This window comes from Streptomyces sp. CA-181903, assembly GCF_050937075.1.
GTDB lineage: Bacteria > Actinomycetota > Actinomycetes > Streptomycetales > Streptomycetaceae > Streptomyces.
The window spans coordinates 4,573,309-4,587,167 of record NZ_JBNJLY010000001.1; the positions used below are offsets into that span (position 1 = coordinate 4,573,309).

Annotated in this window: 10 protein-coding genes and 2 pseudogenes; 9 read left to right on the forward strand and 3 right to left on the reverse strand. The window is 72.3% G+C overall.

Features of this window, described 5'->3' with window-relative positions; translation table 11 throughout:
* Positions 1-144: 144 nt before the first annotated feature.
* Both ACQEVS_RS20555 and ACQEVS_RS20560 read left to right on the forward strand, forming a co-directional pair.
* Entirely contained in the window at positions 145-852 is a 708-nt protein-coding gene (locus ACQEVS_RS20555) for a toxin-antitoxin system YwqK family antitoxin (protein WP_433022422.1), read from the forward strand.
* Between the two features lie 345 nt (positions 853-1,197).
* Positions 1,198-1,716 (forward strand): cupin domain-containing protein, encoded by a 519-nt coding sequence (locus ACQEVS_RS20560; protein ID WP_433022424.1) that lies wholly within the window; start codon positions 1,198-1,200, stop codon positions 1,714-1,716.
* Between the two features lie 4 nt (positions 1,717-1,720).
* Here ACQEVS_RS20560 and ACQEVS_RS20565 read toward each other — a convergent pair whose 3' ends face one another.
* The 3 genes from ACQEVS_RS20565 to ACQEVS_RS20575 form a co-directional block, all read right to left on the reverse strand.
* Positions 1,721-2,131, reverse strand: a complete 411-nt coding sequence (locus tag ACQEVS_RS20565) for a VOC family protein (RefSeq protein WP_433022426.1) — start codon at positions 2,129-2,131, stop codon at positions 1,721-1,723.
* 134 nt (positions 2,132-2,265) lie between these two features.
* Entirely contained in the window at positions 2,266-2,670 is a 405-nt protein-coding gene (locus ACQEVS_RS20570) for a helix-turn-helix domain-containing protein (RefSeq protein WP_433022428.1), read from the reverse strand.
* A gap of 48 nt (positions 2,671-2,718) precedes the next feature.
* Positions 2,719-3,267 carry a protease inhibitor I42 family protein gene (locus ACQEVS_RS20575; protein WP_433022430.1) on the reverse strand — a complete coding sequence of 183 codons (549 nt, stop codon included), beginning with the start codon at positions 3,265-3,267 and terminating at the stop codon, positions 2,719-2,721.
* Between the two features lie 120 nt (positions 3,268-3,387).
* Here ACQEVS_RS20575 and ACQEVS_RS20580 point away from each other — a divergent pair, with 120 nt between their 5' ends.
* From ACQEVS_RS20580 to ACQEVS_RS20610, 7 genes and pseudogenes are all read left to right on the forward strand, one after another.
* Positions 3,388-4,119, forward strand: coding sequence for a hypothetical protein (locus tag ACQEVS_RS20580; RefSeq protein WP_433022432.1), 732 nt, complete (start codon positions 3,388-3,390; stop codon positions 4,117-4,119).
* A gap of 266 nt (positions 4,120-4,385) precedes the next feature.
* Entirely contained in the window at positions 4,386-5,663 is a 1,278-nt protein-coding gene (locus tag ACQEVS_RS20585; RefSeq protein WP_433022434.1) for an APC family permease, read from the forward strand.
* Positions 5,664-6,099: 436 nt separating this feature from the next.
* Positions 6,100-7,601: pseudogene (locus ACQEVS_RS20590) on the forward strand (aldehyde dehydrogenase family protein).
* 371 nt (positions 7,602-7,972) lie between these two features.
* On the forward strand, positions 7,973-9,535 hold the full coding sequence (locus ACQEVS_RS20595; protein ID WP_433022436.1) for a GMC family oxidoreductase: 1,563 nt from the start codon (positions 7,973-7,975) through the stop codon (positions 9,533-9,535).
* Between the two features lie 323 nt (positions 9,536-9,858).
* A pseudogene (locus tag ACQEVS_RS20600) lies at positions 9,859-10,959 on the forward strand (quaternary amine ABC transporter ATP-binding protein); the annotation flags it as partial.
* Positions 10,956-12,905 (forward strand): ABC transporter permease, encoded by a 1,950-nt coding sequence (locus ACQEVS_RS20605; RefSeq protein WP_433022438.1) that lies wholly within the window; start codon positions 10,956-10,958, stop codon positions 12,903-12,905. The pseudogene ACQEVS_RS20600 and the gene ACQEVS_RS20605, both read left to right, overlap by 4 nt.
* Positions 12,895-13,857, forward strand: a complete 963-nt coding sequence (locus tag ACQEVS_RS20610) for an ABC transporter substrate-binding protein (RefSeq protein ID WP_433022440.1) — start codon at positions 12,895-12,897, stop codon at positions 13,855-13,857. Before ACQEVS_RS20605 ends, ACQEVS_RS20610 begins: the two co-directional genes overlap by 11 nt.
* Positions 13,858-13,859: the final 2 nt, after the last annotated feature.

Genomic DNA, 13,859 nt, shown 5'->3' on the forward strand with positions numbered 1-13,859 from the left:
GCTGGGTGACGACGGCGCTGCTTCTCTGCGGCGAGCCGGGTGTATCCGCTGCGCTGCGGTTGTCCGGTGGCGGGAACCCGCCGGATCATGCCGGGCGTCGTACAGCAATAGGGCGGTTCGTTCGCTCCAGGGAGAGGTGGATCCATGCGCCGTGATCGGCCGACCGACGATCAGTTGACGAGGGTTTTCGCCACCGTGCTGAAAGAGGTGCTGAGCGGACAGGGTCTGCGGAACCACACCGGCCTCGACATGGAAACGGATGACGCCCTGTGGGAGATCGTCAAGTATGGCCCGGGGGCCCCTCCCGAGCTCGTCGACGCCGCCCGTGCCGCCTTCGCCGGACAACTGGACGGCAGCAACGCCGCGCGTTGGCGCGCAGAGCTCACGCGCAAGTTCGGACCCCGCCGGCAGCCCGCCGCCGAGCATGAGCCAGGGCCCAGCGGCTCCGAGGCTCGCGGTGGTGCCGAGCTGCCGGTGAAGCCGCTCAAGGCGACGCCGACCTCCGTGCGGGCGGTACGCATCAAAGGCGATCAGACCTACTTGGATGAGTACGGGCGCACCTGCTACGAAGGGCAACTCTTCACCGGTGAAGTCGAGGAACTGGCGGACAACGGGCACATCTTGTCGCTCGGCACCTACTTCCAGGGCATCGAGCACGGGCGGCAGCAGGAGTGGTGGCCGGACGGGACCAAGCGGGTCGAGGGCGTGACCATCATGGGGGCCGCGGTAGGTGAGTGGCGGTACTGGCATGCCAACGGTCGGCTGTCGGAGTTGGTCGCCCTCGACGAGAACGGCCGGGAGAAGACGAGAAAGCGCTGGAATGCCTTGGGTGAGGTGAGCATGGATCTGTGACGCGACGGGCCTGATCCTGAAACAGGATCACCGAAGAGCTCGCGCCACCCGCCAGGAGGGGCAGGCCGGTGCATCTCCGTGGAAGCGGATGGCGCCCACCCCAGACGGGCGTCCGCCATGGCCGCGGTGGACGCGGCTCGGCGCCCAAGCGAACCCCGTGGGCGCGGCAACTGCCGCCGGTGTAGCTGGCCTGACGCCTCGTGCAGACGTCACACAACCTGGGCCAGGCCCTGCGAAGTGGCCCATGTTTCCCTGGCGGAAGTGGACCAATCCCTTGGGGCGGTCTGCCCCTAGTCTGATCGACGAGCGGCGGGAACGCGCCGCACGATCAGGGGGAACGCCACCATGGCCAGCACCAGCACCAGCACCAGCACCAGCACCAGCGCCGGCTTCGCCGCCGTCCTCACCCGGGCCGCCGAGGCCGAGACCGCGAGCGACCCGAGCAGCGTGATGACGCTGCTGGCGGACTCCGACACCACCGGCGGTCTGCTGACCAGCTACCGCTCGACCTTCGCCGAGGGGGCCGTCGGGGCGCCGGCGCACTTCCACACGCGTGCCGCCGAGATGTTCTTCGTCGTCGACGGCTCGCTCCGCGTGCTGGTGGACCAGGAGATCAAGGTTCTGAACAGCGGGGACTTCCTCCTCGTCCCGCCGAACATGCCGCATGCCTTCGCCGCCGCCCCGGGCCGCACGGCCGACGTCCTGTTCGCCTTCACGCCCGGCATGGCGCGTTTCGACTACCTGCGGCTGCTGGGACGGGTCATGCGCGGCGAAGCCGGTGTCGACGAGATCAGGGAGTCCTCGGAGCGGTTCGACAACCACTACGTGGACAGCCCGGTCTGGAACGCCGCGCTCGGCGTGTGACGCGTCAGTTCTTCGGCTGAGTGAAACGGATGCGGTTTCCGAAGGGGTCGCGAAGGCCGCAGTCCGTGCCGTACGGGCGCTCGGTGGGCTCTTCGGTGAACTCGACGCCCTGGGCGAGCAGCGTCTCGTACGTCTTGCGGCAGTCGTCGGTGGTGAGGATGAGCCAGCCGGCCATCGCGCCCTTGGTGACCAGGTCGCGGACCTGGGCGGCGGTCTCCTCGGACATGGCCGGGGCGCCCGGCTTCTCCAGCAGGATCTGGCGGTCGGGGTGGCCGGGGACGTGGACGGTGAGCCAGCGCATGAAGCCCATGTCGACGTCGGCGCCGACCTCCAGGCCGAGCTTGCCGACGTAGAAGTCGAGGGCCTCGTCCTGGTCGAGGACGAATATCTGCGAGTGCGTGATGGCGGTGAACATGCGTCTTACGTTAGTGAGCGGACGCGGCGGAAACTTATCCGAAACTGCTCTGTTCCGCCGGATCGGGTGCCGGACGCCGGGCGTCGGACGCTGAGGGCCGGGACTGAGGGTAGGACGCCCATGCGCTCTCGCACTCAGGCGCTCGGCCGCGCGCTCGGCCGCGTCCAGGCCATCGCGAAGCACGTCGGCACCCTCGCGGCCGTCGCCTCCTTGCGGTACGCGCGCGGCGAGCGGCCGACGATGTCGCGGAAGGTGCGGCTGAAGGTGCCCGGGCTGCCGAAGCCGACCTCGAAGCAGATGTCGGTCACGCTGCGGTCGGTGTCGCGCAGCAGGGACATGGCGCGTTCGACGCGCCGGCGTTGCAGGTAGCGGTGGGGCGTCTCGCCGAACGTGGCCCGGAAGACGCGGATGAAATGGGCCTCCGACACGTGGGCGATCCGGGCCAGTGCCGGAACGTCCAGCGGCTGCGCGTAGGCGCGGTCCATGGCGTCCCGGGCGCGGAGCATGCGGCGGTTGGTCTCTTCGGTGGCGCGGCTCACAGGGGTATCCCACCATGCCCCTCGGTGACGCCGAAGCCCGGTCCGGGCTCAGCGCACGGTCACGGGGTACGTGACCGACCGGGCGAGGTCCGGCGAGTAGCAGCCCGCCTTGCGATCGGAGCCACAGCGGTTGGTGAGGACGATGCGTGTGGTGCCGGTGCCGGCGGCCTCGAACGTGAAGTACAGGGTGTGGCTGGAACCGATCAGTTCCCTCTCCTGCGCCGTCTGGTAGCTGCTGGTGCCGGTGGGGCGGGTGATGCCACGGTCGGGGCCGGGGGCGGACAGTTCCCAGTGCAGACGCGCGGACGCGCTCTCCCGCATCGCGATCGTGAAGCGTTCCCCGGGCCGGACGGTGAGCGTGCCCTCCGTGCGGTCGCGCGGGTTCGGCCGCGCCGGGTCGTACGGCGGCATCCGGTCCTCGTGGACCGTGCCGAGCCCGGCGGGACGCCGCCGGTCGTGGTCTCCGCCTCCGGTTTCGTGCCGGCCCTTGCCCTGACCGGTCTCCCCGCCCCCGCAGGCGGTCAGAGTGAGCGTCAGCAAGGCCGCGCCCAGGGGCAGAAGGGCGGTACGGCCGGAGGGTCTCTTCGTGCTGTTCACGCGGCCATGTTCGCGGGTGCGGACGGAAGATGACCATCCGGATCCGCTCGCCACGGCGTCGCCACGGTCTCGCCGCGACGTCGCCCCGGCGATGTCAGTGGGTGGCCTTAACGTGCTGCCATGACGTCGTTCTTCACGCGCTACGCGCGGCAGGGTGAGCACGAGCAGGTCTGGAACGAGCTGCGCGCGCTGGGGCCGGTGCCCGGGGCGCTCCGGGAGGATGTGGAGGCGGTGGCCGCGGCCACCATGGAACGGGTGGCGCGGCACGTGGTCCGGCTCGCGGAGGCGCTGCCCGAGCTGGGATTCGTCCCGGCCGCGGAGGGCGTAGCGCCGCATCGGCCGCCCACGGCGGGCACGCCGGACCTCGTGCGCGCGATGGAGGAGACCGTCGGCGTCCTGCCCGCCGCGCTCAAGGCGAGCTTCCTGACCGTGGGCGACGTGTCGTTCCTCGGCGACTGCCCGGCGCTCGGGCTGCACTACCACGAGGGCCCCCTGCCCCGGACGGGCCCGCCCGGCGACGGTTACCCCGATCCCCTGGACGTCGCGGGCGTCGAGCACCTGCGGTACGAGTGGGACGCGTACGCGGAAGACGAGGAGGAAGAAGGCGAGTTCCTCTTCTCCCTCGCGCCCGACGAGTACCACAAGGCCAACATCAGCGGCGGCACGCACGACGTCGTCCTCCCCGACCCCCGCGCCGACCCCGAGGTGTACGGAGTGAGCGGCCGCAAGGGCATCACGCTGGTCGAGTACCTGAGGACGTCCATAGCCTGGGGCGGGCTCCCCGGCTGGGAGTTCGCCCCGGGCCCGGCCCCGGACGCCCTCGGCCGGCTGGCCGTCCGCCCCGACTTCTGAATCGCCCGGGCGACTTCCCGGCCACCGGACGGCCCTCGCCATCAACCACCGGTCACTTGACGTGAGTTGGTCGTGTCACCGGGTCAACGTGGGGATGGTGGGGATCACGTGGGGAACGCGTACGTCACAGCACACGGGGATACCACACGGGGATACCGCTTTCACACGCGTTTCCTCCTTGCCGGAGTCCTGATCCCTCCGGCTCTTTCCAGGACGTGCGGCGCCCTGCCGCCCGTCACGCTCCGGCCGCGCGGAGGAAGACGCGTATGAGCGGGTTGCGGAAGTCGCTGGGCGGTGCCGTCGGCACCTTCCTCGCGCTGTCCACCATCCTGGGCAGCGGCATGATGATCCTGCCCGGGACCAGCTACCAGGAGCTGGGCCGGTCCGCGTGGCTGCCCTGGGCCGTCGCCGCCGTGTCGGTCGTCCCGCTGCTGTACTGCTATGCCTGGCTGGGGCGCCGCCACCCGTCGGCGGCCGGGGTCGCCCACTACTCCGAGGTGGCGTTCGGCCGGTCCGCCGGGCGTTCCGCCGGCCTGCTGGCCGTTCTCGCGCTGGTGGCCGGCATCCCGGCGACCGCCGTCACCGGGGGACGCTACGCCGCCCGGTTCTCCGGTCTGCCGAGCCTGACCTGGCTGTTCCCGGTCGCCGTCCTGGTGGTCGCCACCGTGATCGGGTGCCTCGGAACCAGTGTGTCGGGAAAGGTCCAGGTCGGCCTGGTCCTCGGGTTGTTCGCCCTGGTCACCTGTATCGCGCTGGTCGCGCTCGGGGCGCACGGAGTGCGGGCACCGAGCACCGCGCTGCCGCCGGCCGGGAAGCTGGGCGGCGTCCTGACCGCCGTCTACGTCGCCTTCACCGGCTGGGAGACGGTGGCGTTCACCTTCGAGGAGCACAAACGGCCCGACGCCATCCCGCGCATCTTCGCCGCCTCCTACGTGATCGTGGTGGCTCTGTACGGGCTGGTGCTGCTGGGTCTGTTCAGCGCGGTGGACCCGGGGGACAAGGCCCTGGGGGAGGCCCCGCTGCTGCGGCTGGCGGAGCGCTCACTCGGTGATCTCGGCCGGCCGGTGACACTGGCGCTGGTCGTCGCCGCCATCGCCGCGAACGTGTGCGCCTCCGTGCTGGCGCTGTCCCGGCTGGTCTACGGCATGGCGCGCGACGGCTACCTGCCCGGCCCGCTGGCCCGAATACGCGACCGGGACGGCAACCCGGTGACGTCCGTGCTGGCGGCCGGTGCCGTACTGACCCTGATCGCGCTGCTGGGCTCGACGGGCGTCATGTCGTTCCGACTCCTCTTCGTGCTGTCCGGAGGCATCTACTTCGTGCTCTACGGCCTGGGGGCGGCCTCGTACGCGAAGCTCGCCGGCCCCGGCGCGCCCGTGGCGGTCGCCGTACTGTGCGCGGCCACCGTGATCGCCGTGACCGTGCTCGCCGGTCCGTCGATGTGGGCGTGCTGGGCCTTGCTCGCGGCCGTCTGGGCGGTGACGGCCGTCCTCGCACGACGCCCGGCCCCGGCCGAGCCCGAACGCGAGACCGCGGACCGGTGAGGGCGAGCGGCTCCGGAGCGGACCGGCGACGCGGCGCGGGCCGCCGAAGCCGGCGACGCTGCGCAGGCCGACGAAGACCGTCCGTCGGGGCGCCGTCGTGGGCGCTGCCCTGTCCTCCTCCGGGCGGCCGGTCCCCGCTGCCCGGTTCCCAGGGCAGCGCCTCCCGGCCCGGGAGGACCCAGGAGGCGATGACCGGCCGCCCGCCTGCTCGCTCGCCTGCCCGCCCGCCCGCGGATGCCGCCTACCGGACCACCGGACCACCCGACGAAACGGAGGTGATTCCAGTGACTTAGGTCACTCTATGGGTAAAAGGAGGCATGGGTGCCCCGCATTCGGTTAGGCGCGGCCCGTTGACGGCCGAGCTCTGTGCTCTCCGGCGAGCTCCTCGCTCCGGCCGTCGGCGGCACCGCACGAAGACCGGAAGCAGAGGAAGAACATGTCGGCAGTCGAGACGATCCACGTGAACGGGAGGTGGCGTGCCGCCGCCTCCGGCGCTCAGCGGGAGGTGCTCGACCCTGCCGACGCCAAGGTCCTCGCCGTGGTCTCCGAAGGGGGACGGAGGACACGGACGCCGCCGTGGCCGCCGCCCGGGCCGCGTTCGACGAGGGCCCCTGGCCGGGAACCCCCGTCGCCGAGCGTGCCGCGCTGCTGCGCCGCGTCGCGGACCTGCTCCAGCGGGACCGCGAAGAGATCGCGCTCATCGAGAGCCGCGACACCGGCAAGACGCTGGAGGAGGGCCGGGTCGACGTCGACGACGTCACCAACGCCTTCCGGTACTTCGCCGACCTCGTGGTGAACGAGAGCGGCGGCCGGGTCGTCGACGCGGGCAGCCCCGAGGTGCACAGCGTGGTCGTGCACGAGCCGGTCGGCGTCTGCGCGCTGATCACGCCGTGGAACTACCCGCTGCTCCAGGCCAGTTGGAAGATCGCGCCGGCGCTGGCCGCGGGCAACACCTTCGTGATCAAGCCCAGTGAGGTCACGCCGCTCTCGACCGTGCACCTGGTCCGTCTCCTCGCCGAGGCAGGACTGCCCGCCGGCGCCGCCAACATCGTCACCGGCGCGGGCGACCCGGTCGGTGCCCGGTTGTCCGAGCACCCCGACGTCGACCTGGTCTCCTTCACCGGCGGCCTGGCCAGCGGCACCCGCGTGATGCGCGCCGCCGCTCCCACGGTGAAGAAGGTCGCGCTCGAACTCGGCGGCAAGAACCCCAACGTCGTCTTCGCCGACGCCTGCGCCACCGACGAGGGCTTCGACACCGCCGTCGACCAGGCGCTCAACGCCGCCTTCATCCACAGCGGCCAGGTTTGCTCGGCCGGCTCCCGGCTGATCATCGAGGCGTCCGTCCGCGAGCGCTTCGTCGCCGAACTCGCCCGCCGCGCCGAGCGGATCCGCCTCGGCCGCGGCACCGAGCCGGGTGTCGAGTGCGGACCGCTCGTCTCCGCCGCGCAGTTGGAGAAGACCGAGGCGTACGTCGCCTCCGCGCTCGCCGAGGGCGCGGTCCTGCGCTGCGGCGGCGCCCGCCCCGAGCCCAGCGACGTCCGGCCCGCCACCGGCTACTTCTACGAGCCGACCGTCCTCGACCGCTGCACGCGCGGCATGAAGGTCGTCCGCGAGGAGACCTTCGGCCCCATCCTCACCGTCGAGACCTTCCGCACCGAGGACGAGGCCGTCGCGCTCGCCAACGACACCGAGTACGGGCTCGCCGGCGCCGTCTGGACCCGGGACGCGGGCCGCGCCCGCCGGGTCGCCGGCCGGCTGCGGCACGGCACGGTGTGGATCAACGACTACCACCCCTACCTGCCGCAGGCGGAGTGGGGCGGCTTCGGCAAGTCCGGCACCGGCCGCGAGCTGGGGCCCTCCGGACTCGCCGAGTACCGGGAGGCCAAGCACATCTACCAGAACCTCGCCCCCACGCCCGTGCGCTGGTTCGCCGGCTGACCCGGCCCCACGCACGTCGTGACCGAAGGGAGTCCGGGACCGTACCGCCGCCACACCCCGCGGCGTACGCACCCGGACGCCGGCCAAGCAGGACACCGGCGAGGCAGGACACCGGCGAGGCAGGACATCGGCGAGGCAGGACCCCGGAAAGGCGGGACGCCCGCAAGGCAGGGCACCGGCCCCGCGCGACGGAACGCACCACCACCGGAGCGCGGGCCCGGCCCGTCACACCCCGGTACGTCCGGCCGGCCGCCTGCCCCGACGTTCGGCCCACCCGTCCTTCACTCCCCACCCCCTCTCAAGCCACGCACAACAGCACGACCCAGCGCAGTACCTTCCGCGACAACTCCACCCCAGAGGAGCACTCCCGTATGCCCCCCGCAGTTGAGAAGATCACGGCTGACTACGTCGTCGTCGGCGGCGGAACCGCCGGCTCGGTCATCGCGTCCCGCCTCGTCGAGGACCCCGGCACGAGCGTCGTCGTCATCGAGGGCGGTCCCACGGACATCGACCGCCCCGACGTCCTCACCCTGCGCCGCTGGCTCGGTCTGCTCGGCGGCGAGCTCGACTACGACTACCCCACCGTCGAGCAGCCGCGCGGCAATTCGCACATCCGGCACAGCCGCGCCCGTGTGCTCGGCGGGTGCTCCTCGCACAACACCCTGATCTCCTTCAAGCCGCTGCCCGGCGACTGGGACGAGTGGGCCGCCGCCGGTGCCGAGGGCTGGGACTGGGCGTCCATGGACCCGTACTTCGAGCGGTTGCGGAACAACATCGTCCCGGTCGACGAGAAGGACCGGAACGCCATCGCCCGCGACTTCGTCGAGGCCGCGCAGGAGGCCGCCGACGTGCCGCGCGTGGAGGGCTTCAACAAGGAGCCGTTCCACGAGGGCGTCGGCTTCTTCGACCTCGCGTACCACCCCGAGAACAACAAGCGTTCCTCCGCGTCCGTCGCCTACCTCCACCCCCACATCGAGGCCGGCGACCGTCCCAACCTCCGCATCCTGCTGGAGACCTGGGCGCACAAGCTGGAGCTGGACGGCACCCGGGCCACCGGCGTCCGCGCCCGCACCAAGGACGGGCGGGAACTGCTGGTCGAGGCCGGCCGCGAGGTGATCCTCTGCGCCGGCGCGGTCGACACCCCCCGGCTGCTGATGCACTCCGGCGTCGGTCCCAAGGCGGATCTGGAGGCGCTGGGCATCCCGGTGGTCCACGACCTGCCGGGCGTCGGCGAGAACCTGCTCGACCACCCCGAGTCGGTGATCGTCTGGGAGACGAACGGGCCGATCCCCGAGAACTCGGCGATGGACTCCGACGCGGGCCTCTTCGTCCGCCGCGACCCGGACTCCGACGGGCCGGACCTGATGTTCCACTTCTACCAGATCCCGTTCACCGACAACCCCGAGCGGCTGGGCTACGAGAAGCCCGCGCACGGCGTGTCGATGACGCCCAACATCCCCAAGCCGCGCAGCCGCGGCCGCCTCTACCTCACCAGCGCCGACCCCGAGGTCAAGCCGGCCCTGGACTTCCGGTACTTCACCGACGAGGAGGACTACGACGCGCGCACGCTCGTCGACGGCATCCGCCTCGCCCGTGAGATAGCGAAGACCGAACCGCTGGCCGGCTGGCTCAAGCGCGAGGTGTGCCCCGGTCCGGAGGTCACCTCCGACGAGGAGATCAGCGAGTACGCGCGCAAGGTCGCGCACACCGTCTACCACCCGGCCGGCACCTGCCGGATGGGCGCGGTGACCGACGACCAGGCCGTCGTCGACCCCGAGCTGCGGATCCGCGGCCTGGAGGGCGTGCGGATCGCCGACGCGTCGGTCTTCCCGACGATGACGGCGGTCAACCCGATGATCGGCGTGCTGATGGTGGGGGAGAAGTGCGCGGAACTGCTTGTGTCGGGCCCGACCGAGAGGGGTGACGGCCAGTGAGCGGAGCCGACACCGTCGACCGTACGCCCGACGCCGGTTCCTCGCGGACCGCCGCCGCCAAGTCCACCCGCCGCGAAGCCACTTCGGCCGGGCGGACGCCCACCGCCGAGTCGGGGGCCCGTCGCGCCGCCGAGTCGGTGGCCCGTCGCGCCGCCGAGCCGGCCGGGACGAACGCCGCGGCCGAGCCGGCCGGGAACCCCGCCGCCGAGCCCGCGACGAACCCCGGCGGCGAGTCCGCCCGCACCGCCCCGGCCACTGCCGCCGACCGCGCCACTGCCGCCGGCCACGCCACCACCGCCGACCGTGCCCCCGAGCCCGGCCACGCCACGGCCGCCGACCGCGCCCCCGACCACGGCGGCACCGCCGCCCCCGTCTTCTCCGTCCGCAACCTGTGGAAGGTCTTCGGCCACCGCCCCGACCGCGTCCCGGGCAGCGACCTGGCCGACCTCACCCCCGAGGAACTGCGCGAGAAGGCCGGCTGCACGGTCGCCGTCCGCGACGTGTCGTTCGACGTCCGGCCGGGTGAGGTCTTCGTCGTCATGGGCCTCTCCGGCTCCGGCAAGTCCACGCTCGTCCGGTGCCTCACCCGCCTCATCGAGCCCACCAGCGGCAGCATCGCCATCGACGGCGAGGACGTCCGCTCCATGGACAAGAACGCCCTGCGCGAACTGCGCCGGCACCGTGCCGCCATGGTCTTCCAGCACTTCGGCCTGCTGCCGCACCGCACCGTGCTCGACAACGTCGCCTACGGCCTGGAGATCCAGGGCATGGCCAAGGCCGAACGCCGGGCCCGCGCCGCCGAGATGGTCGACAAGGTCGGCCTGGCCGGCATGGAGGCCCGCCGCCCCGGCCAGCTCTCCGGCGGCCAGCAGCAGCGCGTCGGCCTGGCCCGCGCCCTCGCCGCCGACCCCGAAGTCCTGCTGTTCGACGAGCCGTTCAGCGCCCTCGACCCGCTGATCCGCCGCGACATGCAGGAGGAGGTCGTCCGGCTGCACCGGGACGAGGGCCGGACCATGGTCTTCATCACCCACGACCTCTCCGAGGCGCTCCGCATCGGCGACCGGATCGCGCTGATGCGCGGCGGCCGGGTCGTGCAGTGCGGCACCCCGGAGGAGATCGTCGGTTCCCCGGCCGACGACTACGTCCGCGACTTCGTCCAGGACGTCCCCCGTGAGCAGGTCCTCACCGTCCGGCGCGCCATGCGCCCCGCCACCCTCGGCGAGGCGCGCGGGGACAGCCCCACCGTGACGGCCGGTACGACCGTGGCCGAGGCCATCGACGTCGTCGCCCGCGACGGCAAGCCGGCCCGCGTCCTGGACGGCGGCCGCTGTGTGGGGATCGTCGACTTCAAGTGCCTCCTGAACGTCGTCGCGGGACTGGACGGTCCACAGCGCGGCGGACGCCTGGAGAAAGCGGCCGCATGAGCACCACCAGCACCACCCCCACCCTCGCCACGGCCCCGGACACCGCCCGGTTCCGGGCGCTCCTCCGCCGTCCGGCCGCCCGCAAGGTCCTGGCCCTGGCCGTGGCCGGGCTGGTCCTCGCCCCCTTCGCCCACGCGGTGTGGGGGAGCGGCGGCTGGCCGCACGCGCTGACCGTCTCGCTGGACGAGCCGCTGCGCTCGGCCGGCGACTGGATCGTGGACAACCGTGACAGCCACTGGCTGTTCCTGTACTTCTTCGGCCACATCAGCAACGTCATCATCGGCGCCGTGCACCTCGTCTACGTCGTGCTGCTCGCCCTCGGCTGGGCCGGTGTGACGGCCGGTGCCGCGCTCGTGGCCTGGCGCGCCGCGGGCGTCCGGGCCGCCGTGACGGCCGTGGCGTCGTTCGCCGTCTGCGGCCTGCTGGACATGTGGGTGCCGACGATGCGGACGCTCGCGCTGATGGCCGTCGCCGTCGCCGCGTCCGTCCTCGTCGGCGCGCTCCTCGGCCTCGCGGCCGGGCTGTCCGACCGGACGTTCCGGGTGCTGCGGCCCGTCCTGGACACCATGCAGGCGCTGCCCGCCTTCGCCTATCTGCTGCCCGTCGTCCTCGTCTTCGGCATCGGCGTGGCCCCCGCGGTCCTCGCCACCGTCGTCTACGCGGCGCCGCCGATGGCCCGGCTCACCGCGCTCGGCCTGCGCTCCACCGACGCCGGCGTCATGGAGGCCGTGGAGTCCCTCGGCGCCACCGGCTGGCAGCGGCTGGTCACGGCACGCCTGCCGATGGCCCGCAAGCAGCTGCTGCTGGGCCTGAACCAGACGATCATGATGGCGCTGTCCATGGCCGTCATCGCGTCCGTCATCGGCGCGGACGGCCTCGGCGACCGCGTCTACCAGGCGCTCTCCACCGTCGACGTGGGCGCCGCGCTGGCCGCCGGCATCCCGATCGTGCTGCTGGCGATCGTCCTCGACCGGACCACCTCGGGAGGCTCCGACGGCACCCCCGTCCGCCGGGGCCACCCCGCGGTCGGCTGGGCGCTCGCCGCGGCGCTGGTCGCCGGCTTCGCCCTGACCCGCTCGCACGACTGGCCGCGCGGCTGGACGGTCGCCGTCACCGAGCCCGTCAACCGGGCGAAGGACTGGATGGTCGACCACCTCTACTCGGGCATCCCGGGCATCGGCGGCACCGCCGACTGGGCGGCCCACTACACCGGCTGGGTCCTCGACCCGCTGCGCGACGGCCTCCAGGCGCTGCCCTGGTGGGGCGCCGTGCTGCTGGTCGCCGCCCTGGCCTGGTCCATCGGCACCTGGCGCACCACCCTGACGGCCGTCCTGTCGCTCTCCGCGATCGGCGTGCTCGGCCGCTGGGACAGCGCCATGGACACCCTGTCGCAGGTGCTCGCCGCCGTGGCCGTGACGCTCGTCCTCGGCTTCGCCGTCGCCGTGGCGGTGGCCCGCAGCCGGCGGACCGAACGGCTGCTGCGGCCGGTGCTGGACGTGTTCCAGACCATGCCGCAGTTCGTCTACCTCATCCCGGTGGTCGCGCTGTTCGGCGTGGGCCGGGCCCCCGCCGCCGCGGCGGCCGTCGTCTACGCGCTGCCCGCCGTCATCCGCATCGCGGGCGAGGGGCTGCGGCAGGCCGACCCGCGGGCCATGGAGTCGTCGACGTCCATGGGCGCCACCGGCCGGCAGCAGCTGCTCCAGGTCCAGTTCCCGCTGGCCCGCAACGAACTGCTGCTCGCCGTCAACCAGGCCGTGGTGCTCGTGCTGTCCGTGGTCATCATCGGCGCCCTGGTGGGCGGCGGCGGCCTCGGCTACGAGGTGGTCTTCGGCCTCGCCCGCGGCGACCTGGCCACCGGCCTCGTCGCCGGCGCCTCGATCGCCTGCCTGGGCCTGATGCTCGACCGGGTCACCCAGCCGACGAAGGGAGCGCGCGATGCGCGGTAAGTGGATCGCGGGGGCGGCGGCCCTCGGCCTCCTTACGCTGACCGGCTGCGGCGCGGCCGACATGACCAAGCAGGGCTCGCCGTACGCCAACGCGGCCGGTACGAAGTCCGTGACGCTCTCCGTGCAGTCCTGGGTCGGCGCCCGCGCCAACACGGCCGTCGCCCAGTACCTGCTGGAACACGAGCTCGGCTACCGCGTCGACACCGTCCAGGTCGACGAGGTCCCCGCCTGGGACGCGCTCAGCCAGGGCCGGGTGGACGCCATCATGGAGGACTGGGGCCACCCCGAGCAGGAGAAGCGGTACGTCAGCGACAAGAAGACCGTCGCGGACGGCGGCGACCTGGGGGTCACCGGCCACATCGGCTGGTGGGTCCCCAAGTACTTCGCCGACGCCCACCCCGACGTCACCGACTGGCGGAACCTCAACAAGTACGCCTCGCAGCTCCGCACCCCGGAGAGCCGCGGCAAGGGCCAGCTCCTCGACGGCTCGCCGTCGTACGTCACCCACGACAAGGCGCTGGTGGACAACCTCAAGCTCGACTACCAGGTCGTCTTCGCCGGCTCCGAGGCGGCGCAGATCACCCAGATCAAGCAGTTCGCCAAGGACCGCAAGCCGTTCCTGACGTACTGGTACGAGCCGCAGTGGCTGTTCAACGAGGTGCCGATGGTGGAGGTCAAGCTTCCGCCGTACTCGGACGCCTGCGCGGCGAAGGGCGACAAGGACCCCGACTCCGTCGACTGCGCCTACCCGACCACCCCGCTGAAGAAGTTCCTCAACGCCGACTTCGCCCGCAAGGGTGGCGACGCGGCCCGCTTCCTCAAGAAGTTCCACTGGACGAAGCAGGACCAGAACGAGGTCGCCCAGCTGATGGCCGAGGACAAGCTGCCGGCCGACAAGGCGGCGGCGAAGTGGGTCAAGGCACACCCGGAGGTGTGGAAGAAGTGGCTGTAGAC

Excerpts from the sequence above, each read along its gene's own strand:
- ACQEVS_RS20585 (WP_433022434.1), top strand. The coding sequence starts at position 4,386 with ATGAGCGGGTTGCGGAAGTCGCTGGGCGGTGCCGTCGGCACCTTCCTC.
- ACQEVS_RS20595 (WP_433022436.1), top strand. The coding sequence starts at position 7,973 with ATGCCCCCCGCAGTTGAGAAGATCACGGCTGACTACGTCGTCGTCGGC.
- ACQEVS_RS20580 (WP_433022432.1), top strand. The coding sequence starts at position 3,388 with ATGACGTCGTTCTTCACGCGCTACGCGCGGCAGGGTGAGCACGAGCAG.
- ACQEVS_RS20555 (WP_433022422.1), top strand. The coding sequence starts at position 145 with ATGCGCCGTGATCGGCCGACCGACGATCAGTTGACGAGGGTTTTCGCC.
- ACQEVS_RS20605 (WP_433022438.1), top strand. The coding sequence starts at position 10,956 with ATGAGCACCACCAGCACCACCCCCACCCTCGCCACGGCCCCGGACACC.
- ACQEVS_RS20565 (WP_433022426.1), bottom strand. The coding sequence starts at position 2,131 with ATGTTCACCGCCATCACGCACTCGCAGATATTCGTCCTCGACCAGGAC.
- ACQEVS_RS20560 (WP_433022424.1), top strand. The coding sequence starts at position 1,198 with ATGGCCAGCACCAGCACCAGCACCAGCACCAGCACCAGCGCCGGCTTC.
- ACQEVS_RS20610 (WP_433022440.1), top strand. The coding sequence starts at position 12,895 with ATGCGCGGTAAGTGGATCGCGGGGGCGGCGGCCCTCGGCCTCCTTACG.